Consider the following 24,040-nt stretch of genomic DNA (forward strand, 5'->3'; position numbering starts at 1 on the left):
ATTACAATTATTATTAACCCAGTAAGAGGTAGAATTATTTATCCATCTGAAATTAAAAGTCTGAAGGAATGACATTATTATTTTGTTTCTCGCAAAGGCGCCAAACCGCTAAATTTCTTTGCGGCTTTACGTAAAATAATTTAACCAAATACTCCACACTAAGGATTTCACAAAGTCACACAAAGTATAAATCTTTATGTCCCTTTGTGTTGAACTTTGCGTCCTTTGTGGTAAAACAATATTAAAAATTTGTAAAATATTTTTCTCTCTGCGTTTCCCCTAGTTATCTCTTTATACCAATTTTTTTAGTTTTTTTAGAACACTGATGACACTGATAAGACAAAATTTTCGCTGATTTTATTCTGCGGTCATCTGTCTAATCTGTGTTATATGTGTTCTATTGAATAAATGCCGGGTCAATTAATCGTGCAGCATTTTTATCAATCAGCCAGACTAATTTTTTTGAGATCGGATTTACAAAATATGCAGGATAATTTTTTGCATTTTCTTTTTCATTAATTATTTCGAAAATCTTCTCTGCTTTATTTTCTCCGGTGATTAGAAATACAACTTTATCTGCATTGTTAATAATTTTTCCTGTAATAGATATTCTTTTCTGTTTAGTAATTGGATGAACAGCGGTAACACAAAAATCTTCCGCATAAAACAGTTTTAGCTGGTCTGGAAAAATTGAAGCCGTGTGCCCGTCTTCACCCAGACCAAGAATAATTAAATCAAATGAGGGAATGCCGTTAACAATAGTCAAATTTTGTTTTAGAATTTCTGAATAACGTTTTGCTTCTATTTCTGGTTCTGATTCACCATATATTCTAAAAATATTTTTTTCAGGAATATTTATATGCTTTAAAAGATGTTCATAAGTCATTCGATAATTGCTTTCTTCGTTGTCTGGCGGTACGCATCGTTCGTCGCCCCAGAATAAGTGGATTCTACTCCAATCGATTTTATCAGAATATTTTTCTGAAACAATACTAAATAATTTTTTTGGAGTAGTACCGCCAGAAAGTGCAATTGAATAAAAATGATTTGTTGGTAATTCTTTTAGTTTACTATTTATAAAATTTACTGCGTTTTCTGCTGCTGAGTTTATTTCATCAAATATAATAATTTTGTCGTTTCTCATAATTCACAATATAAATTGCTGTTAGTTAAATTTCTGCAAGGAAACCGCCAGGAAACTTTTCCATCTTCAATTAATTTATCAGCTTCTTTTGGTCCCCATGTACCAGCTGGATAACCATACAAAGGAATTTCATTATTATTTTGCCATGCCTCAAGAATTGGAGTAAGAAATTTCCATGTAGCAATTACTTCTTCAGTTCTTGCAAAAAGTGTGTTGTCCCCTTTTATTGTATCATAAAGAAGTCTTTCGTATGCTTCCGGAATTCTTTGATGTGACAATTCAGAATATTTAAAATCAAGGTCAATATTTTGAACATTGAATCCCTGACCCGGTATTTTTATTCCAATTTCAAGAAGCATTCCTTCATCGGGCTGAATTCTTAGAATTAATTTATTGCATGCTTCCTGCAAATTATTTCTTGAAAAAAGGAAATGAGGAGTTGGTTTAAAATGAATTACAACTTCGGTAACGCGGGTAGGAAGTCGTTTGCCAGTTCGAATATAAAAAGGAACTCCACCCCAACGCCAATTATCAATAAAAAATTTTATTGCAACATAGGTTTCGGTCTTTGAATCTGGATTTATATTTTTTTCTTCTCTGTAACCTTTTACTTTTTCATTATTTATAATCGACTCAGTGTATTGACCTCTGATTGCAATTTTAGAAACCTCATCTATTTTAATTGGGCGCAACGACTGAAATACTTTTAATATTTCATTTCGTATTGAAAGTGGTTCTAAAGATGATGGCGGTTCCATTGCAATTAATCCAACTATTTGTAAAAGATGATTTTGAACCATATCTCTTAATGCACCAATATTATCATAGTATCCACCACGATTTTCAACTCCAATATTTTCTGCAGATGTAATTTCAATGTGATGAATATAATTTCGATTCCACAGCGGTTCAAATATTCCATTTGAAAATCGAGTCACCAATAAATTTTGAACAGTCTCTTTACCAAGATAATGGTCGATTCGATAAATTTGCTCTTCTTCCCAATCTCTCAAAAGTAATTCTTTTAGTTGTAATGCTGATTGGAGGTCGTAACCAAATGGTTTTTCAATGATAAGCCTTTTCCAGCCATCATCTTCTTTATTCAATCCAACTTTTGCAAGATTTAATGGGATTACATCATATAAATTTGGTGGAGTAGCCAAATAAAAAATTGTGTTGCCATTTATATCCTTTAACTTCCTTAATTCATTTAATTTTTCTTTTAAAATATTGTAAGAATTAAGTTCGTCATACTGAATTGTTTCATAAAAAAGATTTTTTACAAAATCACCAGCCTCTGATAAATCAGTAATATCACCATATTTTTTTATCGACTCGAGCATTAATTCTCTAAATTCATCAACATTTATTTTAGTTCTTGCTACTCCAAGTATGATAAATTTTTCTGGAAGTAATTTTTGAACATATAATGAATAAAGTGCTGGAATTAATTTCCTTTTTGTAAGGTCTCCCGACGCACCAAATATTACATATATATGATTTGTATTCATAAATCTTTCTTTCATTTTTTTCTAAAACATAACATGGATATGATGCAGTTCAAAATTAAAAGTAACATTTAAGAATGAAAAATTAAGAAGTGACCTCTCAAAGATATTATCTTTTAATTTCACAATTAAAATTGCTGCATAATTCATTATTTATATTACGGGATTAATAATTCTGAGATAATCTCATAATTCTTTTATTAATATGCAGATTACAAAATCATTACAAAAATTTCTTTTCATCCTAAATTCTGAATTCTTAATTCTGAATTCTTAATGCAATCACCCACAGAAATTCCACCGCGATAATTGCCGCTTAATATTAAACCTGGATTTTCCTTTTCAAATTTTTCAAAATAATTTTCGTGTTCTATATAACCAATGTTGTATTGTGGAATTGCTTTTTCCCACAGCTTTTCTTTAATTAAAATTGGGTCGGAATTAATATTCATAATTTCTTTGAACTCGATTAATACCAAATCAATTAATTTTTGTCTTTCCAGATTAAATAAATGAGGAGAGCGGGCACCTCCGATGAACAATGTAAAAGCAGCTTTATCTTCTTCACATCTATTCGGAAAAATGGCTGAACTCCATATTGCACCAAGAAAATGTTTTTGTTCTTTAGATGGAATTAAAAATCCAAAACCATCCAATGGTCTGCCTACAGCTTCTTTTTTAAAACCAAGATACAAAACCATTACTGGTGGATAATAAATTTCATTCAGATGTTTAGATAGATTTGAATCAATCTCATTAAAAATCTTAGCAGCTATGTAAGCTGGAACTGTAGAAATAACAAAATCAGAAGTTAATTGATGTAATTGGTCATCTTTTTCATAAAATACATTCCACCCTTCTAAATTCTTTTTTACACTTTGAACTTTGCAATCATATAAAATATTTGCTTCTAATTTTTTGGCAATTGATTCTGGAAAAGACTGCATTCCATTAACAAAAGAAAACATCTTAGCACTTTGTTTAGATTGTTCAGCTCTTTGTTTTCTTTCTTTTGCACCTTTAATCATTCCTTTGATTAGTCCACCATAAACTTCTTCCAATCGATATAATTTGGGGAAAGCAGATTTAACACTAAGTTTATTTGGGTCACCAGCAAAAACACCACTTACAAATGGGTCGATTGCATAATCTAAAAATTCTTGTCCCAATCTTCTTCTAACAAATTCAGCAACACTTTGATAATAACCATCTTCAGATTTACCAATAAATGGCTCAGCTATCAATCTGAATTTTCCTTTTGCAGAAAATAATTTTGATTTAATAAACAGAGGTGGATTCATCGGCAGCGGATGAAGTTCATTATTGCGTAAAATGTATCGTTTGTTAGATGATTCATTTGCATAAACAAATTCATTTGATATTCCTACCTCCTCAACAAGTCGACGAATTAACGGAGTGGTTTCAAGTCCGCTATTTGGTCCATAATCTATTAAAAAATTATCTACAAATTCAGTCTGCATTGAACCGCCGGGTTCACTTCGAGCTTCCAGGATTTTTACATCAAAACCTTTTTTATAAAGCCAGTAAGCAGTTGCAAGTCCCGATATTCCAGCACCAAGTATGGTTATTTTCTTTTTCATATCGTTCATCCGTTAAAAGTGAAAAACTAAATATGAAATGTTGAAATAATTTTAAGTTCAACTCGCATTCTTTTCAGTTCAATCCTCTTCGTTTTAATAATGCATCAACTTTAGGTTCACGGCCTCTAAATTTTTTGTAAAGAATCATCGGGTCTTCAGTGCCGCCTTTTGAAAGAACATAATTTCTAAATGCTGTTGCTGTTTCTTTATCGAATAAATTTCCTTTTTCTTTGAAAGCTTCGAAAGCATCGGCATCAAGCACTGCAGCCCAGATGTAACTGTAATAACCAGCAGAATATCCTCCAACAATGTGAGCAAAGTTTGTCGTTTGATAGCGTGACTCAATTTCTGGAATTTTTCCAATTCTATCAAAACATTCTTTCTCAAAAGTTGGGACATCTCTTTCAATTGTGTCAGTAATAGTATGCCAGTCCATATCCAGGAATGATGCTGCAAGATATTCAACAGTTTCGAATCCTTGATTAAATAATTTTGAATTTTCGATTTTATCAATTAATTCTTGTGGAATTGTTGCACCTGTTTGATAATGTTTAGCATACATTTTTAATACTTCTGGTTCTAAAGCCCAGTTTTCCATAATTTGAGATGGCAGTTCAACAAAATCTCTTGGCACCCATTTAGAGCCATGATAAACTGTATTAGAAAACAGTGAATGAAGTGCATGACCTAATTCATGAAACAAAGTATTAACCTCATCGATACTCATCAATGCTGGTTTATCTGCCGTCGGTTTTGAAAAATTGCCAACATTGTAAACAATTGGAGTAACAAATTTTCCTTGGATATTTGATTGGCTTCTCAAACTGCTTGACCATGCACCACTTCTTTTTCCATCCCGAGGGAAATAATCTGCATAAAAAATTCCAATATGTTTACCATTTTCTTCCTGAACTTCAAAAACTTTTACATCGGAGTGATAGACTTGAATATCATTTCTTTCTATAAATTTTATCCCATAAAGTTTAGATGCTACATCGAAAGCTCCTTTCAAAACATTTTCCATCTTGAAATATGGCCGAAGCATTTCTTCATCAAGAGAATATTTTTGCTGTTTAACTTTTTCTGCATAATACCACCAATCCCATGGCTGAAGTTTGAAATTGCCGCCTTCTTTATCAATAATCTTTTGCATCTCTTCAACTTCCATTTTTGCTCTTTTGATTGCAGGTGCCCAAAGTTCATTTAAGAATTTATAAACATTTTGCGGGCTTTTTGCCATGTTTCTCTCAAGAACAAAATCTGCATGAGTTTTATAACCAAGCAAGTTTGCTTTTTTCACTCGAAGTGAAACTATTCTTGAAATAATTTTCTTATTGTCATATTCATTGTTATTGTTGCCGCGATTTATATATGCTTTGAACAATTTTTCTCTTAATTCTCTTTTTGGTGAATATTGCAGAAATGGTATCCAGCTAGGTTTTTGAAGCGTAAATACCCATTTCCCCGGATAACCTTTTTCATTTGCTAATTCAGAAGCATATTTAATTACGTTTTCTGGCAATCCTATTAAATCATCTTTGTTATCAATTACTAAAGCTACAGCGTTCGTTTCCTTTAACAAATTTTCATTGAATTTAAGTGAAAGTACGGATAGTTCTTGATTTATTTTTCTCAGTTGTTCTTTTTCTTGAGCATTCAGATTAGCACCGCTTCTTACAAAATCGATGTAATAGAATTCGAGTAATCTTTTTTGTTCATCTGTTAAATTCAATTGCTCTTTTTTATCATAGAGAGTTTTAATTCTTTGAAACAATTTTTCGTTAAGATAAATATCATCACGATGCTTTGAAAGCATTGGAGTTGTCTTGCGGGCAATTGCTTGAAGTTCATCATTCGTGTTTGCACCATTTAAGGCATTAAATACACTTGTGACTTTATCAAGCAATTCACCACTTAATTCCAGTGCTTCAATTGTATTTTCGAATGTTGGTTCATCATAATTATTAACAATTTTTTCTATTTCTTTCTCTTCGATTTTAATTGCCTCTTCAATTGCAGGAAGAAAATGTTCATTTTTAATTTCATTAAATGGAGGTGTTTGAAATGGTGTGTCCCAGGTTTTGAAAAATGGATTGTTCATAAGTTTACTCTCTTGTGCTTGTGAGAATGAAATTAATGTTAATAAAAATAGAATTAATATTAGTTTTGTTTTCATTGCTATCACCAATAAATTTATTTTAAGAAAATATGGTCTTCGATAAACTTAAAAATCAATTTTATCTAAATATAAAATAAGCAGAAACAATAAATTTATTTTGCAACACGTAGCGTAAGCTTAGAAAAATTCTACAGGATAAAAACACAATAATATTCATAATGAATTTGCCTCTGGTGAATAAAGTATCTGGTTATTACTCTTTCTTAAACTCATAGCTCTAACTGTTAAACACGAGAGATTCTTCGTCGACCGCCATTTGGCGGTCTCCTCAAAATGACATAAAAGAATAATACAGTCATTCTGAATGAAGCAAAGAATCTGTTAACATATCAATAATAATTTTCAAAGAGATTCTCTATTCTATTCAGAATGATTTTTTATTTTAATTCATTAATCACAATATCAGCAAGAGTATCAATAAATAACTCGGAATCATTTAAGCCTTTCATCACAAAGTAATTTTCTATTCCCACTTTTTCTGCTACATGTCTGTATTCAATATCAAGTTCAAATAAAGTTTCGATATGGTCAGAGACAAAACTAATTGGAACAATCAATAAATTTCTATGTCCTTCTTTTGCTAAATCTTCAATCATCTGATCAGTTGCAGGTTCAAGCCATTTCATTGGTCCAACCTTACTTTGAAAACAAAGATGATGCGGATGAGAATAATTTCTGAATTTCATTACAGCTTCAACAGTTTCTTTAATTTGATGACTGTATGGGTCACCTTCTTTTACTAAACTTACCGGTGTACCATGAGCACTGAAAACTATGTGAATTTTGTCTTTTGAAGATTCAGGAAACTTAATAATTGTTTCATCGATTCGTTGATTTATTGAAGCAATATATTTTTCGTTCAGATGATAATTTTTTATATAGATTAATTTATTCTTATCACCTTTGTAATGACGATTCCATTCATTGAAAGATGAGCCCGTAGTTGTAATTGAATAATGCGGATAAAGAGGAAGTAAAATTATTTTGGAGTAATTTTCTTTTTCAGCTTTCTCAACTATTTCTTTCGTAAACGGCTTCCAGTATCTCATCGCTACATGGACATCAATAGCGGGATAAATTTTTCTCAATTTATCTTCAAGCATCGACCTTTGCAATTCAGTCCACTCACTTATAGGAGATTTACCGCCGATTAATTTATATTCTTCAATTACTTTTGGTGCTCTGAAGTGTGAAATTAATTTTGCAAATAATTTTTGTCCAACTGGTATTTTGAAAATATCAGGGTCTTGAAAAAGATTATAAAGAAAAGGTTCAACCGCATCTAATGAATCAGGTCCACCAAGATTAAAAAGAATTACTGCTGTTTTTTCCAATTGATTTCCTTTCTTTTATTTATGACTTATAAGAAATTCTTCTGTACATTTTTTTATATAATTAAAAACTTGTTTGTGAGATACTTTATTTCCTTTTGTGAATATTAATGGCATAATTTCGATATCATCAAAACTCACAAGGGATTTTAAATATATCTCAATATCAATTTCTGGATGTTTCTTTTGAGCTAATGAAATAATTTGTTCAAGAGAATATTTTTTTAGTATAAAATAAAGATCAACATAAACACGGTATGCGGCTCTTAATAGAGAAATTAATTTCATTACACCAATTTCTCTTTCATCTGCTAAATTAAAATATTTTGTTTCAATTAAAGGAAGATAATTTTGGTAAGAGAGACTAAAAAAAGAAATTTTAATTTTGTCATTTATAGGAACTGTAATTGTGTCCTTTTCAACTTGCAAATAATTTATAAAATTAGAACGAAAATTTTCATTTATAGTTTTATGAACATTAATTTCACTGAAATCTTTATGAGTAAAGAAACCAAAATCGTCATATTTTCTATGACCTATTTGTAAAGCCAAGCCAGTGCCACCAGCAAGATAAAAATGTTTTTTAAATTCTTTAAGATTTTCTAAAATAGTCTTACTCTTACTATCCAATATGTTATAGAACAAATCTATTTCCATAATTGATTAATCCCGAGCACAAATTTCCAAAAATTATAACTGTTTTTGCTCAATCTTATTTTTCCATACTTTTCTATAAAAGATGCAACTTCTTCTCTTTTGAAGTTATTAAATATCCAGTTAAAAGTATTAAATGAACCAAGATTAAGTAATCGTTCCATAATAAATTTTTTGTGCTTGTGCATGTCTAAGTACTAAAACTTACAGTCCCAAAAGTAAACTTTAAATTCATTCGGTATTTTATTTCTTTTCATAATATGAATTAGTATTAAAATTATCCAAAATTTTTATAGTGAAATAAATTGTATTCTTTACCCATTAAACAGATAATCAAAGTTTGCAATTCTACTATTTTGTTTTATTTATTAAACAGTTCTCGAATATTTTGTCTTATCAGCTTTTTGTTCAATGTACCAGTCGAAATTCATTGCAATGTTGCGCACAAGAAGTCTTCCCATTGGAGTTACAATTAATTTTCTATTTTTAATTTCAACAAGACCATCCACAACAAACTCGGACAAGTTTTCTAATGAACGCTTAAAATAATTTTCAAATTCCATATTGAATTGTTTTTCAACTGAAGAAAAATCGAGTTCGAAATCACACATAATTCTTGTTATAACAAAACGACGCAACAAATCATCATCACTTAAATAAAATCCGCGTTCAGTTGGAAGAATCTCATCGTTCAATTTATCATAATATTCTTTTTCTTTCTTTACATTTTGAGCATAACATCTTCCAATTTGACTAATGCTTGTAATTCCAAATCCATAAAGGTCGCAGCCTGCATGAGTGCTGTAACCTTGAAAATTCCTGTACAATTTTTTTTCACGAAGAGCTTTAGCTAATTCATCATCAGGTTTGGCAAAGTGGTCCATTCCAATGAAAACATAACCAGCATTAGTAAGTTTTTCAATTGTCATTTTAAGTATCTGAAGTTTTTCTTCTGGTTCTGGTAAATCCTCGGGTTTAATTAATGCTTGGTGTTTTTTAAGCCACGGAACATGAGCAAAATTAAACACTGCTATTCTATCTGGAGAAATATCAATAATTTTATCAACAGTTTCTGAAAATGATTCAACAGTTTGAAATGGTAGACCGTAAATCAAATCCAGATTGAAGCTATGAAACTTAAGTTCTCTTATCCAGTCTATCACCTGACGAGTCATATCTTCTGGTTGGATTCGATTCACAGCTTTTTGAACTTTTTCATTAAAATCTTGTACACCCATGCTAATTCTATTAAAGCCATTATTTCTCAAAGCTTCGAGATGTGCTTTTGTTAAGCCTCGTGGATCAATTTCACATCCCTGTTCTGCATTTATATCAATTTCAAAATTTTTGTTGATGTATGATTTTAAATCTGTAATTTCATCAGGATTTAGATGAGTTGGAGTTCCTCCACCCCAATGAAGCTGTACTACTTTTCTTCCATCAATTATGTAAGAACGAAGCATGTCGATTTCGTTCTTAAGATATTTTAAGTACTCTTTTATTCTATCACGATTACGAGTAACAATCATATTACAACCACAGAAATAGCAAAGAGTATCACAGTAAGGAATGTGAAAATAAAGGGAAAGGTCGGGTGGATTTTCTGCATTATTTGTTCTAATTATTTCATCAAGATAACGCTCGGAAGTAAATGATTCATTAAACTGAGGTGCAGTTGGATAACTTGTGTAACGAGGTCCCGGCCTGTCATACTTTTTTATTAATCTTAAATCTATTTCAAACATAATTATTAACTCCTTCCATTCAAAAATTTTTTTGATGATAAATTTTGCTTTCTTCCTTTACAACATTAACTAAAAATTTTGCATTCTCTGGTGAAACATCAGGCAAAATACCATGGCCTAGATTGAAAATATGTCCCGAACCATAACCATATGACTTCAATATTTTTATTGCTTCATCTCTTATTTTTTCTTTTGGTGCATACAAAATAGCAGGATCGAGATTGCCTTGCAATGCTACTTTGTTGTCAACTTCTTTTCTTACATCACCTAAATTCATTGTCCAATCAAGACCGATAACATCTGTGCCGCAATCTGCAAGTTTATTTAATTTATAATGAATTCCTTTGGCAAATACAATCACTGGTTCATCTTTTCTTTTAATGTTTGATATTACTTTTGAAATATATTGAAGAGAAAATTCTTCAAAGTCATCTGGCGAAAGAATACCTCCCCAGGTATCAAAAATTTGAATTGCATTTGCACCAGCTTCAATTTGAGCAGATAAATAATCAGCCACAGCATCAGAAATTAAATTCAATAATTCATGTGCCGCATTTTGATTATTATAAATAAACTTTTTTATTTCAGAGAAATTTTTAGAGCCATTACCTTCGACCATGTATGTCATTAATGTCCACGGTGAACCCGAAAATCCAATCAATGGCACTCTTCCATTTAATTCCTTTTTTGTTAATGATATTGCGTCAAGAACATATTTTAAATCTTTATATGGGTCAACTTTTTTTAATCTATTAATGTCACTTTCACTTCGAATTGGCTCATAAAGTTTTGGACCTTTACTTTCAACTAGTTCTAATTTCATTCCCATTGCCTCGGGAATGACAAGTATATCAGAAAAAATTATTGCTGCATCAACTTCTAAAATATCAACAGGCTGAATTGTAACTTCTGCTGCAAGTTCTGGAGTTTTACACAAAGTTAAGAAATCATATCTATCTCTAATTTTTCTATACTCAGGTAAATATCTTCCTGCCTGACGCATAATCCAAATAGGTGTTCTTTCTACAGGTTGGCATTTACATGCTTTGATAAACAAATCATTTTTTAAATTCAATTTTCCTCCATATTAAGTTGGAAAAAATCAGGCCATGTTTTCTGTGGCTTTAAAAAATTCAACTATTGCTTCGCTTATACCTTCAAGTGTATAAATTTTGGGAACAATATTTACAGTAATTCCATAGCTGCGGATTTCAAATTCTGTTGTTGGACCAATTGCACAGATAATTTTATTTAAAAAATATACTTCAGGATTATCTATGTTTAATAACTTTAAATAATTTTCGAAAGATGATGGACTTGTAAAAACGAAAACATCAGGCTTTTGATTTATTATTTTCTCATATTCAATTTTCAACTCATTCAAATCATTCATTACAACATCGTAAATTGGGAGTGATGTTACTTCCGCTCCTAATTGAGTCAATCCAATTTTAAGCTCTTCTCTTGATAATGCAGAACCAGGTATTAAAATTTTTTTGCCATCAATTCCAATTTCAGTAAATTTTTTAATCAATCCTTTTGCACTATATTCTTCTGGAATAATATGAATATAAATACCATGACTTCTGCAAGCTGCTGCAGTAGCTTCGCCTACAACAGCAATTTTTGTTTTAGATAAATCGAATTTATATTCGTTTAGCATTTCAGAAAAAACTTGAACTGCATTGGCAGAAGTAAAAATTATGTATTCATACTGATGTGGGTTCGACATTAATTCATCAAGGTCGAGATTTTTATATGAATGTACAATCTTAATAGTAGGGAAATAAATTATTTCCGCACCTGCATCAGATAACATTCTCAAAGAATTTTTTGATTCTTCTTTTGATTTTGTTACAAGTATTATTTTATTACTTAGCGACTTCAAATTTTATTATTCCATTTTGATTAAAAAATCTCTTTTAAAATTTCTGAAGCACCTGCTTTTAATAAATCTTTAGCCAATTCAATTCCCAATTTTTCAGGATTATTTTTAGAACCTCTGATTTTTTTTCTGAATGTTAGAGTTCCATCAATCGAAGCTATTAAAGCATCAAGATAAAGTCCGTTTGATTTGACTTCTCCAAATGCACCGATTGGAATTTGACAGCCGCCTTCTAAATATTTTAGCAATGCTCTTTCTGCTCTTACTGCAATAAAAGTATTCTCATCATTTATGCTTTCTAATATTTTTTCTGCAAAAATATTTTCTCTATGAATTTCAATTCCAAGTGCACCCTGCCCAACTGCAGGTAATATTTCCTCAGTTGAAATTATTGAAGAAATGTATTTGTTCATTTTCAATCTCTCAATGCCTGCACGTGCTAAAATAATTGCATCCCAGTCAGATTCAATAAATTTTTTAATTCTCGTGGGAACATTTCCTCTCAAATCGACAATTTGTAAGTCAGGTCTTAAATGCAAAAGCTGAGCTTTTCTTCTGAGTGAACCCGTAGCAACCACAGCATTTTCTTTCAAATCTTTTATCTTAATTCCTTTTTTTCTTGTTATTAAAACATCTTCAACATTATGTCGTTTTGTAACAGCCGCTAATTTTAACTCATGTGGAATATCTGTTTGTAAATCTTTTAAGCTGTGAACTGCAATATCTATATTCCCATTTAATAATTCATTTTCAATTTCTTTAGTAAACAAACCTTTATCACCAATTTTAGACAAAGCCACATCGAGAATTTTATCACCTTTTGTTTTAATGATTTTTATTTCTACGGATAAATTTTTGTTTTTTCTTTCGAGTTCTTTTTTAACAAAATTTGCCTGCCAGAGAGCAAGTTCGCTGCCGCGGCTGCCAATTATTAATTTTTCTTTTTTCAAGTTTTATCCTTGTCTTTGTTTTCACTTCCATTAGAACGATTTTTATCAAGTGCAAATAATTCTTTAACTAAAATTGTATTTGCCATCATTTCATCGATATTTATTCCTGATTCAGCCATCTCGCGCAACTTAACAGTCGGATTGTGAAGCAATCTTCCAATCAACCTTCTTGTCATATCTTCTATTTTTAAATAATCTTCTGAAGTAACTTTGTTTTTTATTTTCTCAAGTTCATCATTTCGAATTTGTTCAAAAAAGTCACGCAAAGATTTTATAACAGGAACAACTTCAAGAGTATTATACCAGCTAAAAAATTCTATCATCTCTTCCATAATTATTTTTTCAACTTTTGGAATCTCGCTTTTTCTTCTTGCAATGTTCTGGTCGACAATAACCTTCAAAGAATCCATGTCGTGATAAAAAACATTTTCAATATTTTTTACTTCTGGGTCAATATCACGCGGAACAGCTATATCCATTAATACAATTGGAACACCTTTTCTTTTTTTTATTGCATCCTGAATATCATCTTTAGTTAAAATAAAACCTGGTGAACTTGTTGCACTGATTATTACATCATAATTAAAAATATTTTCTTTTAATGATTCAAATGGCAATATATTTCCATCTATCTTTTTAGCTAAAGATTCTGCTCGTTCATATGTTCGATTGCTTATTGTAATTTTTCCTATGCCTTTATCTTTTAAGTGAATTGCTGCCAATTCACCAGTTTCACCTGCACCAATTATTAGAGCAGATTTTTTATCGAGTCCTGCAAATATTTTTTCCAGAACTTGAACCGCAGCGTAACTTACAGTAACTGCACCTTCACCAATTGTTGTTTCTTTGATTGCACGTTTACCAACTTTTAATGCAGCATTTAATATTCTTTTAATAATTGTTCCGGCAAAACCAAGGTCTTCTGATAATTCAAAAGATTCTTTAACCTGACCAAGTATCTGGCTATCACCAATAACTAATGAATCAATGCCCGAAGCAACAGAAAAAATATGTTTGATTGCACCACAAGAAAAATATTTTGTAAAATTTTCTTCTTTAACATTTTGAACAGGTTTAAACTCGAGCAATTTTTTCAGAATTAAATCAGAATTTAATTTTTGATTTTTTGATATGCAGAAAATTTCTGTTCTATTACAGGTTGAAATCACAACTCCTTCACTGAAATCATCTTTAAGTCGGGGAATAAAATTAATTATTTCATCTTTTGCTAAATGAAGAGATTCTAAAATATCAATTGGTGCAGTTCTATGATTTATCGAAATTCCTATTAAATTCATTTTCAATCATGCATTTGTTAAAAATTAAGTATCTTCATCAATCTCAAGTTATAATTTCATCAATCAATAAAATGAATGAAATGTGTTTGAATATGTACTTGTAATAATTAAAGAAATTATTGTTAGAATAAATCCGCAAAGAGAAAAAATAATAACTTTCTTTCCATACCAGTTTGCTAAATATTTGCTTATGATGCCTGTGCCATAAGCAATCCAGATAAAAGCAGTGCCAACAAGTTTTGGGTCATAAAATCTAAAATTCGGGAATGCACTTGGCAGCCATATTGTTCCAATAATTATTGCAATTGTTAAAAGAATAAATCCTATAACCAGAGAATAAAAACTCAGCTTCTCAAGAATTTCAAGACTTGGCAAACGATTAAATATTAATCCGAACTTATTATTTCTTAAATTTTTGTAAAGAATCAAAAACAATAATCCATAGACTGCAGAAATTGTAAATCCCGAATATCCAAGAATAGCACTTACGACATGAAGTCCAAGCATACGATTTCTTAAAACTTCTGGAACAACATAATTATGCTCAATTGATAATGAAGATATTATCTGAAATACCAAAGAAAATAAAATTATAAATGAACCTGTTCTGTGAATATCAGTTAATAATTCAAGAATGAAATATGAAAATGAAACTGAAAAAGCTAACAAAGAAAATATTTCAAACTTTGTAGTAATTGGGGGATGATTGAATTCAACTGAACGAACCATTAAATAAAAAGCATGAACAAAAAGAGTGATAAAAAGAAAAATTCGTTTTGAATTACTGAACAAATTTTTCTCGGCAAAAAAATCATAAGTGTAAATTGAAAAAACAATTAAATATGAAAAAGGAAGCAAAGCATTTAAGCTGCTAATAGTGGAAATCATCTGTTTTTACTCTTCTAATTCTTAATTATAAACCAAAAATAGATTACAATAATTCAAAAAGAAATACAAAAAAAGCCGTCCCTTTTTATTTACGAGACGGCTCGAAGCTAAAATTACACAATTAAAATAAATCAACCTTTCCATTAATGTGTTTTGTTTTATCAATAATCTTTCCATACTTATCAACAATACCTACGTGACAAACTCCGCAAGAATTTTTATCAACTTCTATGTGTCCTTTAGGTGGCAATCCATGACATGTGCCACATGCAGCTTGTGTTCCATCTACTTTATTCCACACTGGCTGAAAATTATTGCCAGTAATTTTATCCTCAATATAAGCAAATTGGTATTGAGCATTTTCTTTTTTGAATTCAAAATTACCATGGCAATAAGTATTGCTGCACTTATTATCGTTGAAATTATATGATGGAATTCCTGCACCAGAAAAACTATGAGCTGCAAATATAACTTCTGCTTCTGGTGTATTGTCAATGTGTCCGGGTGAATTAAATTTTTCTGGTATTATATGGCATTCATTACATTTAATTGCTTTAGCAATTTCAGAATCTGATAAATGTTTTTCATGAGCGCCGACACCTGGGTCTGATGTTTCTTTAGCTCCATTTAATGCTTTTGGCGGTGATATTTTTGCAGAATTGGAAAAGTCACCATGACAGGTATTGCAAGCCTCTGGTCCGCCAGATTGTTTATGACATGAATTGCAAGTTGGACTTACAATGCCCCCAGCATAATTAACTCCATGGCATTGCGAGCACTTTGATAAGTCCCAATTTAATCCTGCAATAAATTTTCCATGAAATTTTTCTGATACTGGATTATTAATTTCTGCGGTATGAACATTAATTGCAGCATGGCAATTTAAACAACTCACTTTAGCTGTACCGCCAGAAAAGTTCGATGCATGACATAATTTGCAGCTTTCCATTTTGCCATCTACTAATTGTCTTCCATGAAAATTAGAAGATGATTTTGTCATTACTTCTTTGCCATGAACACTCAATTTTTCAGGCGGTGTTATTTCATCTTGAATATCACTGCACGAAATTATTGTTAAACTTAGTGCTGCAATTAAAATGAAATAAAATTTTATGTATTTCATATTCTACCTAAAAGATTTTTGTTAATTATGACAATAACCGCAAAAGCCTACACCTTTCATTCCATTTGGTCTTGCATTTGCATCACGATGACATGAATAACAAACTGAATTTGCATCACTATGCCAATCACCATTTTCATCTCTCATGAATTTATTTATATGAGTTTTAGGATTAGTTCCTTTTATACCATCGTTATCAACATGACACAAAATGCAGCTTGGGTCGGCTCCCTGAACATCATGACATGCCGTGCAGGATTCAATATCACGTTTAGCCATTTCAGCATGTCTCCCTCCTCCACTGCCGACTCCAATTGTAACAAAATTTGGTTTTTTATGCGAAGCCGGCATTGCACCTTCTAATGCAAAATCCCCGCCATTTGAATTATGACATTCTGCACAAAATGTTTCTACCTGATGACATGTCTGGCATTCACTCGATTTATTATTTGCATCAATTCCATGAGTAAATCTGTAATTCAAATCATGAACCCTGCTGAGCTGCTGCTGTTTTGCATTATCTGTAAATTTATGTGGTGAATAAGGTGTATAAAAATCTCTTGCACTGTTTGATTCTGTTATCATTGTTGTAGATGCATGGCATGTCTCACAGAAACTATTATCATGACACATTTCACATTCTGCATTGACAGCATTAACTTTGAACTTATGACTTTTTATAAACCCGACTTCCTGATGGTCTTCAGGAATTAAATTAGCAGTTGATATGTGACAAATTTCACAATCATTTGTTGCAACTGTTTGATTATTATGACATTTATAACAGCTACTCATTGATGGAATCGATGCTGCAGATTGAAATGCATAATCAACTTCATCCAATCCTTTATGGCAGGCAATACATTCCATTTTCTGTTCAATCACATGCTTTTTGTGATTAAATATTAAATCTGATTCTCTCTGAATTAATTTCTCATTAACATTTTCATAATGACATGTATTGCATTTATCCGTATCTTCAACATCATGGCAAGTTGCACATGATTCTTTTTCTGGCAGCAATCTGTCTTTTAATGACGTGCTCTCAGCAACTTTTGTATGGCATGTTGTACATTCAGCAATTTCTTTATGTAAAGAGTGAGAGAATTTAATTATATCCTTATTTGTTTTTTGAGGTTCTACTCTTTCGTTAACAGCTGCAATACTGAGAAAAATTATTATCGAAAGAGTTAAGAACGCATATAAAATTTTTATTTTCATATTCTTCTATAAATTTGTATTGAACAAATAATTTATTTTGAACAGGATTCGAAAATCATTTTTGTAAATCTTATTATTAAAATATTGTGCTTGAACATCAAAGGATAAAATTCTCCATGGGCGTAAATTAAATCCACCTAAAAAAGCAGTAATTGTATTAACATGGTCATCTTTAGATAATTTATAATTTGTGTATGTGATTCCAAATGATGGTGTAATTAGACCATCATAGAATGAACGAGCAGCATAAACAGAAATTGCATCCAGCTCACCTGCATCACCAAAAGTTTTTCTGTAACTTAAACTCCCAAATTTTGTATTTGCCCCCATAGTAATTCGAGAAGAATGTTCGCTGCCGAACTTAACATCACCATACTTAAATATAAATGTGTAAAGATTCGACACATTGTAATCAATTCCGCCTTCTATTTCCTGTGAATTGCCATAATCAAAAACAGAAAAGATAGAATTGTATCTTATCTTTGGTTCACGTTGATTGTAATAAAGATTAATTCCCATTTCTTTTGTTGCTTTTACTCGTCCATCAAATTCAATTTTTGATGTTTCTTTATAGTTCATATCATATTCATACCGTGCATTTAAATCGAAAATATTATTGTCATTGTAAGAAACATCACCTGATAAAAATCTATACTGATTTGATTTCGATTGAATGAGAATAGTAACAAGGTCTAAATTTTCATTCAATCTTTCAGTGTAGTAATCAACTGGTTTAAAGTTTTTATCGATATAAGAAATTCCGAATCTGAAATTTTTCAAAGCATAAGTTTCGAATCTGCCACCAAGGATATAATTATTCCCAATGTCGTCCGTTAATTCTAATTTTTGATATGCTGGAACATTACCGCCATAAAATCCCATTAAAGAAAATCCTGCATATTTAATTTTCATATTAATACCATCAAATAGACCACCGGCTACGGGCATAATAACAGGCTGTCTCCCAATCTTTAATGTAACGAGATTTAATAAATCCCTGGCTTCGAAGTATAGATTATAAAATCTCATTCGTGGATCTTTATCGAGCACATTCCCAATATTGCTTTCAAAATTAAATCTTGTACGCAAAGAAAATTTGTTGTAATTAAGATTGAGATTTAATGTTTGATATGTTCTGAAAAATTTTTCGGAATTATTAACATCATTAAATCTTTCAAAAGAATAAATAGAAGAAGTAAATCTGCCGTTAATATTTTGAGCATTTAATATCAACGGCAGAAAGATTAATAATGAAATTATTCTTTTCATTTTTTAGCCTGCTAAGATTTTAATTTTTTGGTACTTTATGAGCAATCTTGGGCCACATTTCTTCAAAATTAAATTCTTTATAAGTTGGACTTTCTGGATTGTGACATGTTTTACAATATTTTTCAATTTCTTCATTGTCTTTCCAAACAACTAATCCATTCTTAACAGCTTCATTTCTATCTTTCATTATTTTTAGAGTTTTGTAAGCTGAACCTGGACCATGGCAGGTTTCACATTGAACACCATCTTCAATTTTAAATTTTGGTCCAAGCAATTTTTTATCTGCAACATCATAACCGCTTGCGTGACACTTCAAACATTTTGGATTTTCAACTGCTTTTACATCGCCAGATAGTTTATTTGCTTCGTCCGTTAAAAGTGTTTTGTATGCGTTAGCATGCTTGCTTTCCTGCCAGATTTTTAGCTGTTGTCCTTGTTTTTCTGTTTTATGGCAAGTACCGCAAACCTGAGTTCCTTCGTAACCGTATGGTTGCGAAAATATCTGTGTGGGAACTATTAAATAAGATACAATTGAAAATAGCACGAAGGTTATTAACTTCTTCAGCATTGTAAATTCCTCCTGAAATTAAATGAACATTTTATTTATTTGGAAAATAAGTCAATCTAAATTCATAGGCAATTAATTCTTTTTATTATCATTACTTTCTTCTTTTTTATTTTCTTCTGTTTTTGGATTTAGCTTTTCTTCAAGCCAAGATTTTAATTCTGGGTCATTATCAAGTTCGGAATCTATTATCACATCAGGGTTCAATCCATTCTTTTTTAATGTTGATGTAAAAAGAATAGTTGAGTTACTCAACTTTTTATAATCTCTTTTTCCCAATTGATATTCTTTCCATTCAAGCACAACTTTTCTAAAATGTTTTTCATGATGATGACGATAATTATGCAAAGTCATTTTTCCATCTATCCATGTTAAACTCATTGGATATTCATGCGGATGAAATATTACAAAGAACCAGTGCCAGACAAGAATTGCAAGTGTTGCTAAAATTGCTTCATAAAAATGAATTAATTCACTTACTTTAATTAACCACACTGGAGCCCAATTACCAACTACCGTAGGGAACCACAATATAAATCCGGTTAAGCCCATCACTACAGTTCCCCAAATCAATGCCCAATATTCTGCTTTTTCTGTGTAGTCATATTTATCATAAATTGGTTTCTGCTTTTTAATTCTGAGATAATAAAGAATAGTATCTCTTGCATCAATAATGTCATTGTATGTAGGAATTAAATTTTTAAGAACCTCTCTTCCTCTGGGAGTTGATATCAAATAAATAATATGATACAATCCAGTTCCAACTAAAATTATTGCGGCACCTCGATGAATATATTGTCGTGCTGTTTCTGTCATTCCAAATGTTCTTAAAAGTTCTGCCCACCAGCTTTGATTATATTTAAGAGCAAAACCAGTAATTGCAAGAGCAATAAAGGAAATTAATAACAGAAAATGCTGAACAACCTCGCTCTTTGTAAATCTTGGTATTGTAATCTCTCCTTCGATTCTTTTTTTCTTTTTTCTGATTTCATATATAAAAATCAGAAGATTATGTAATACCATTCCCCCTATAACTGAAATAATTAACCAGAAATAAATATTAGCTACAATATTTTCAATCTTTGCTGCTGTTTCATTTTCAGTTTTATGTGAATAACTCTGTGAAAAAACAGGGGTTGCATTCGTATGACACTTACTGCATGTATTTGTTACATTGGAAATATTAACTTTTGATTCCGGATGTTCTTTTGGCAATATCTTATGAACACCATGGCAATCTATACACATTGCTGCATCTTTATCGCCGCGCATTACTGCAAGACCATGATAACTATCCTGATATGATTTTGCCTGTCCTCCATTAATACCAAACCTCTCTGCAATCATTGGATTTTCATGACAAATCATACATGTCTTTTCTTGAATCTTTCTTGCTTCTTCTCTTTTATCCACAGTTGATAACGATTGAATACTATGCTCGCTATGACAATCATTGCAAACAGGTGATTCTCTAAATCCTTTCTTTGCTCTTATCCAGTGAATTGACTGTTGATAATCTTTTGTTTCTTCTGGATGACAACGACCGCATGTTTGAGGAATATTAAAAGCAGAAATTTTTGAACTTGGTTGTACTTTATTTTTTATATCATGTACACCATGACACATTGTACAGGTTGCTGCATCCATTCTCCCTTTTTGAACAAGAAATCCATGCACTGAATTTTTATAAGTTTTACCTGGTGAAGTAATTCCAATATCATATTTTTTTACAAGCTCGGGATTATCGTGACATTTAGCACATGTTGTAGCAAGATTTGTAGGATATACAGAACTTGATGGATGATTAACTTTCTTAATATCATGTGAGCCATGACAATCCCAACATTTTGCTGCATCATCAATACCTTCACTTAAAGCAATTCCATGGATGCTTTCACTGTGTTCTTTTGCAATTTCACTGTGACAAATATAACAGTCTGCTTTTTTTGTGGATTTAAGATTCTTAGGATGATCTTTCAAATTATTTGCAATAAAACTATGACAATCAGAACAATCTAAATTTTTATGTACAGATACTGGAAGCGTAAGTTTAACATCTACTTTTTTGTGACACCCTAAACAATTGCTTTTATCAGCTGAAATTGAATGATAAGCTATGGCAATTGGTTTGGCTTCGTGACATTTGGTGCAATATAACTTTGACTTAAGTGAATTTTCTTTAGGTGGTTTTTGAACTTCATGATTACCATGACATGTAACACAATTAGGTGCATTCTTTACTTTTAACCTATGATGAATATCCGAATTAACCGACTGAACTTTATCATCATGGCAATTTGCACAGTTTACTTTTTTTGCACCCTTCTCAATATGGTCTTCATTAACTACATCTTCATGGCAACCCTGACAATCAATTGCATCTTTATGAACTGATTTTGCAATTGAAACTTCATGACAATCTGAACAATTGAAATCCTGTGCATTATTTTTATTTAATCCAATAAATAAAATTGCAATAATTAGATAAATTAAATTTTCCCGAAAAAGAACCACTTAAATCTCCATATTTTCTTTATAAGAAAGCTTTTTAGTACAGCAAAAATTATGCGCAAACTAAATTTGTCAAAATACAATTAACTGATAATATTTTGACCTCACATTTTTATTTTTAAGAAAATATTACCAATAATAAGATAATGGACTTAGATATCCTTTCTAAATTTATTTAAATTCGTTCATTTTATCAAATTAATCTTTATTTCCTGAAAAATTCTCCAGTTATTATATACCAGTCCTTTTCTTCCAGATTTTCAAGTTGTCCCCAGTACATTTCTTCTTCCATTGGTGCTTCTTTCTTAACAATTTCTTTCATTTTGTTAATATATTTTTCAATTTCTTCCTGATAGAAAGTAACTGCGCTTTTCCCAATTTTTAACTGCTGAAGTTCCAAATCAAGTTTGTCTGCATCAATTATGCAAATCCAGTTTTTGCCATATGGTGTAAATTCAAGAGCTTCAAGATTTTCAGAAAGTTCATGATTAATTGATTTAACCAATCCACTAACAGGAGACAAAAATTGAATTGTTCTTTTGTTTTGCCTGATACTAAAAAGTGGTTGGCCCTTAGTTATAGTCATACCAAGATTTGGAAATTCAATGCTGTCAACTTTACCAATTAGTTTTTTTGCAAAGTCATCAATTCCTACTTTAACAGTTCCATCCTGACTTACCGAAGCCCAGCAGTGCCCTTCCGAAATAAATACTCCCCCAGGAATTGCAAATTCTCCTCGTCCAACTTTTTCTATTTCGGGAATATGAGCTATGTGAACTCTTGGTTTTAATTGTTTTTGAATTCTATCCTGTCGTTTGATTAAACATTTTTTAGTAAACTCAAGTAATTCATCTTCTGTAAATGGTTTTTGAACATAATCCATTGCACCAAGCTTCATACATTCAACTGCTGTTTCTACAGTTGCATATCCAGTAATTATAATTACATCAATATCGGGACGCAAATATTTTACAGATTTAGTTACTTCAACCCCATCCATTTCTGGCATTTTCAAATCTGTAAATACAAAATCATAATGATGAGATTTTATAAGATTAAGTGCTTCGGCACCTGAATTTACAGTATCAACAGAATATCCATCGAGAACAAGAATTTTTCTGAAGCTGTCGAGAATTACATCTTCGTCATCAACACAAAGAATTCTTGCTTTTGGATTTGGCACTTCTGCGCGTTTGAGAGATTTAACTTCTTTGCTAAAATCAATTTTAACAACTTCTTTAAGAATTGCTTCTCTTTCTTTGCGAATCTTCTTTTCATTTGCTTTTCTAATTGCATATCTGATTATTACATCTGCAATTATTACTATTATTAATAATAAAATGAAGAGCAGCATAAATTTTCTCCTTAATTAAAATTATCTATCTGAACTACATGGAATTAAAAATTTCATTTCATATTCATATTCAGTTGGAATTATTCTATAAATCCAACCTTCGAAATATGGGTCTTTTTCGAGTATTGAAATATTTGATAAAAGTTTTTCATTCTTTTCAATTATTCTTCCACTCAAAGCTGAATACAATTGATGCACAAATCCTTCGTTGTCTATAAATTTTGCAAGTTGTCCTGCTTGATTAATCTTTTCGTTCAAATCTAATAATTCTATTTCTTTTATGTTATCAATTGTTTTCAAAAATAAATTTGTAGCTCCCAGAAGAACAGTTCCATTAAAATCTTCTTTTACCCAGCATGAATAACCTAATCTAAAATATTTTGATGGACATGATACATAAACAACTTCAGAATTAGATTTATCATTTTTTCTATTTATCAACTCACTGTATTTAATTCCTCTTTTGATTGTGCCAGTCATTTCATCAAAAGTAAAAGGTTTTGGGATAAAATCAATTGCACCTTTATAAAGTGATTGAACTGCATTTTCTATTGTTGAGTATCCTGTGGTCATAATTACAGGTGTATTAATTCCTGATTTCTGGAGTTCATCAAGAAATTGGAACCCGCTCATTTCAGGCAGCATGATATCACAAATTATTAATTTATAATCATTCTCTTTAATTTTTTTTATTGCATTAGCTGCATTATCTGTTGAATCAACTTTATAATTATTTAGAATTCCAATTTTTACTACTGAATCAATAACTACCTGTTCGTCATCAATTATCATTATGTCAAATTTATTTTTCATC

20 protein-coding genes are annotated in these 24,040 nt (G+C 30.8%); all 20 read right to left on the reverse strand.

All coding sequences use genetic code 11. The annotated features are described in order from the left end of the window. Nucleotides 1-397: 397 nt before the first annotated feature. The gene (gene pgl / locus VJY32_RS12355) at nt 398-1,144 is read right to left on the reverse strand and encodes a 6-phosphogluconolactonase (protein WP_353678232.1); all 747 of its coding nucleotides are present in this window, start codon (nt 1,142-1,144) and stop codon (nt 398-400) included. Then, nucleotides 1,141-2,670: a glucose-6-phosphate dehydrogenase gene (gene zwf, locus VJY32_RS12360; protein WP_353678233.1), complete on the reverse strand. Its 1,530-nt coding sequence runs from the start codon at nt 2,668-2,670 to the stop codon at nt 1,141-1,143. Before zwf ends, pgl begins: the two co-directional genes overlap by 4 nt. Nucleotides 2,671-2,891: 221 nt before the next feature. Further along, nucleotides 2,892-4,253 (reverse strand): protoporphyrinogen oxidase, encoded by a 1,362-nt coding sequence (hemG, locus tag VJY32_RS12365; protein ID WP_353678234.1) that lies wholly within the window; start codon nt 4,251-4,253, stop codon nt 2,892-2,894. Between the two features lie 73 nt (nt 4,254-4,326). Further along, nucleotides 4,327-6,429, reverse strand: coding sequence for a M3 family metallopeptidase (locus VJY32_RS12370; protein ID WP_353678235.1), 2,103 nt, complete (start codon nt 6,427-6,429; stop codon nt 4,327-4,329). A gap of 380 nt (nt 6,430-6,809) precedes the next feature. Continuing rightward, entirely contained in the window at nt 6,810-7,766 is a 957-nt protein-coding gene (hemH, locus tag VJY32_RS12375) for a ferrochelatase (protein ID WP_353678236.1), read from the reverse strand. A gap of 15 nt (nt 7,767-7,781) precedes the next feature. After that, nucleotides 7,782-8,420, reverse strand: a complete 639-nt coding sequence (locus VJY32_RS12380) for a hypothetical protein (protein ID WP_353678237.1) — start codon at nt 8,418-8,420, stop codon at nt 7,782-7,784. Further along, nucleotides 8,411-8,605, reverse strand: a complete 195-nt coding sequence (locus tag VJY32_RS12385; protein ID WP_434968542.1) for a hypothetical protein — start codon at nt 8,603-8,605, stop codon at nt 8,411-8,413. The genes VJY32_RS12380 and VJY32_RS12385 overlap by 10 nt, the downstream gene beginning before the upstream one ends. Nucleotides 8,606-8,785: 180 nt before the next feature. Continuing rightward, nucleotides 8,786-10,162, reverse strand: coding sequence for an oxygen-independent coproporphyrinogen III oxidase (gene hemN, locus VJY32_RS12390; protein WP_353678239.1), 1,377 nt, complete (start codon nt 10,160-10,162; stop codon nt 8,786-8,788). Nucleotides 10,163-10,181: 19 nt separating this feature from the next. Then, nucleotides 10,182-11,237 (reverse strand): uroporphyrinogen decarboxylase, encoded by a 1,056-nt coding sequence (gene hemE, locus VJY32_RS12395; RefSeq protein WP_353678240.1) that lies wholly within the window; start codon nt 11,235-11,237, stop codon nt 10,182-10,184. A gap of 27 nt (nt 11,238-11,264) precedes the next feature. Next, complete coding sequence (locus VJY32_RS12400) at nt 11,265-12,050, reverse strand: uroporphyrinogen-III synthase (protein WP_353678241.1); 786 nt, start codon at nt 12,048-12,050, stop codon at nt 11,265-11,267. A gap of 20 nt (nt 12,051-12,070) precedes the next feature. Further along, nucleotides 12,071-12,997 (reverse strand): hydroxymethylbilane synthase, encoded by a 927-nt coding sequence (gene hemC, locus VJY32_RS12405; RefSeq protein WP_353678242.1) that lies wholly within the window; start codon nt 12,995-12,997, stop codon nt 12,071-12,073. Beyond that, nucleotides 12,994-14,295, reverse strand: a complete 1,302-nt coding sequence (gene hemA, locus VJY32_RS12410) for a glutamyl-tRNA reductase (protein WP_353678243.1) — start codon at nt 14,293-14,295, stop codon at nt 12,994-12,996. The genes hemC and hemA overlap by 4 nt, the downstream gene beginning before the upstream one ends. A 63-nt stretch (nt 14,296-14,358) precedes the next feature. Then, nucleotides 14,359-15,183, reverse strand: coding sequence for a cytochrome C assembly family protein (locus VJY32_RS12415; protein ID WP_353678244.1), 825 nt, complete (start codon nt 15,181-15,183; stop codon nt 14,359-14,361). A 121-nt stretch (nt 15,184-15,304) separates the two neighbouring features. Next, nucleotides 15,305-16,306: a CxxxxCH/CxxCH domain c-type cytochrome gene (locus VJY32_RS12420; RefSeq protein ID WP_353678245.1), complete on the reverse strand. Its 1,002-nt coding sequence runs from the start codon at nt 16,304-16,306 to the stop codon at nt 15,305-15,307. 21 nt (nt 16,307-16,327) lie between these two features. Continuing rightward, nucleotides 16,328-17,527 carry a cytochrome c3 family protein gene (locus VJY32_RS12425; protein ID WP_353678246.1) on the reverse strand — a complete coding sequence of 400 codons (1,200 nt, stop codon included), beginning with the start codon at nt 17,525-17,527 and terminating at the stop codon, nt 16,328-16,330. A 6-nt stretch (nt 17,528-17,533) separates the two neighbouring features. After that, nucleotides 17,534-18,796, reverse strand: a complete 1,263-nt coding sequence (locus tag VJY32_RS12430; RefSeq protein ID WP_353678247.1) for a hypothetical protein — start codon at nt 18,794-18,796, stop codon at nt 17,534-17,536. A 19-nt stretch (nt 18,797-18,815) separates the two neighbouring features. Next, on the reverse strand, nt 18,816-19,364 hold the full coding sequence (locus VJY32_RS12435; protein WP_353678248.1) for a cytochrome c family protein: 549 nt from the start codon (nt 19,362-19,364) through the stop codon (nt 18,816-18,818). A 72-nt stretch (nt 19,365-19,436) separates the two neighbouring features. Beyond that, nucleotides 19,437-21,875, reverse strand: a complete 2,439-nt coding sequence (locus VJY32_RS12440; RefSeq protein ID WP_353678249.1) for a cytochrome b/b6 domain-containing protein — start codon at nt 21,873-21,875, stop codon at nt 19,437-19,439. A 202-nt stretch (nt 21,876-22,077) separates the two neighbouring features. Continuing rightward, nucleotides 22,078-23,226: a response regulator gene (locus tag VJY32_RS12445; RefSeq protein ID WP_353678250.1), complete on the reverse strand. Its 1,149-nt coding sequence runs from the start codon at nt 23,224-23,226 to the stop codon at nt 22,078-22,080. A 21-nt stretch (nt 23,227-23,247) separates the two neighbouring features. Next, nucleotides 23,248-24,039 (reverse strand): response regulator, encoded by a 792-nt coding sequence (locus VJY32_RS12450; protein WP_353678251.1) that lies wholly within the window; start codon nt 24,037-24,039, stop codon nt 23,248-23,250. Between the last annotated feature and the right edge of the window lies 1 nt (nt 24,040).

The organism is Rosettibacter primus (assembly GCF_036860675.1).
GTDB lineage: Bacteria > Bacteroidota > Ignavibacteria > Ignavibacteriales > Melioribacteraceae > Rosettibacter > Rosettibacter primus.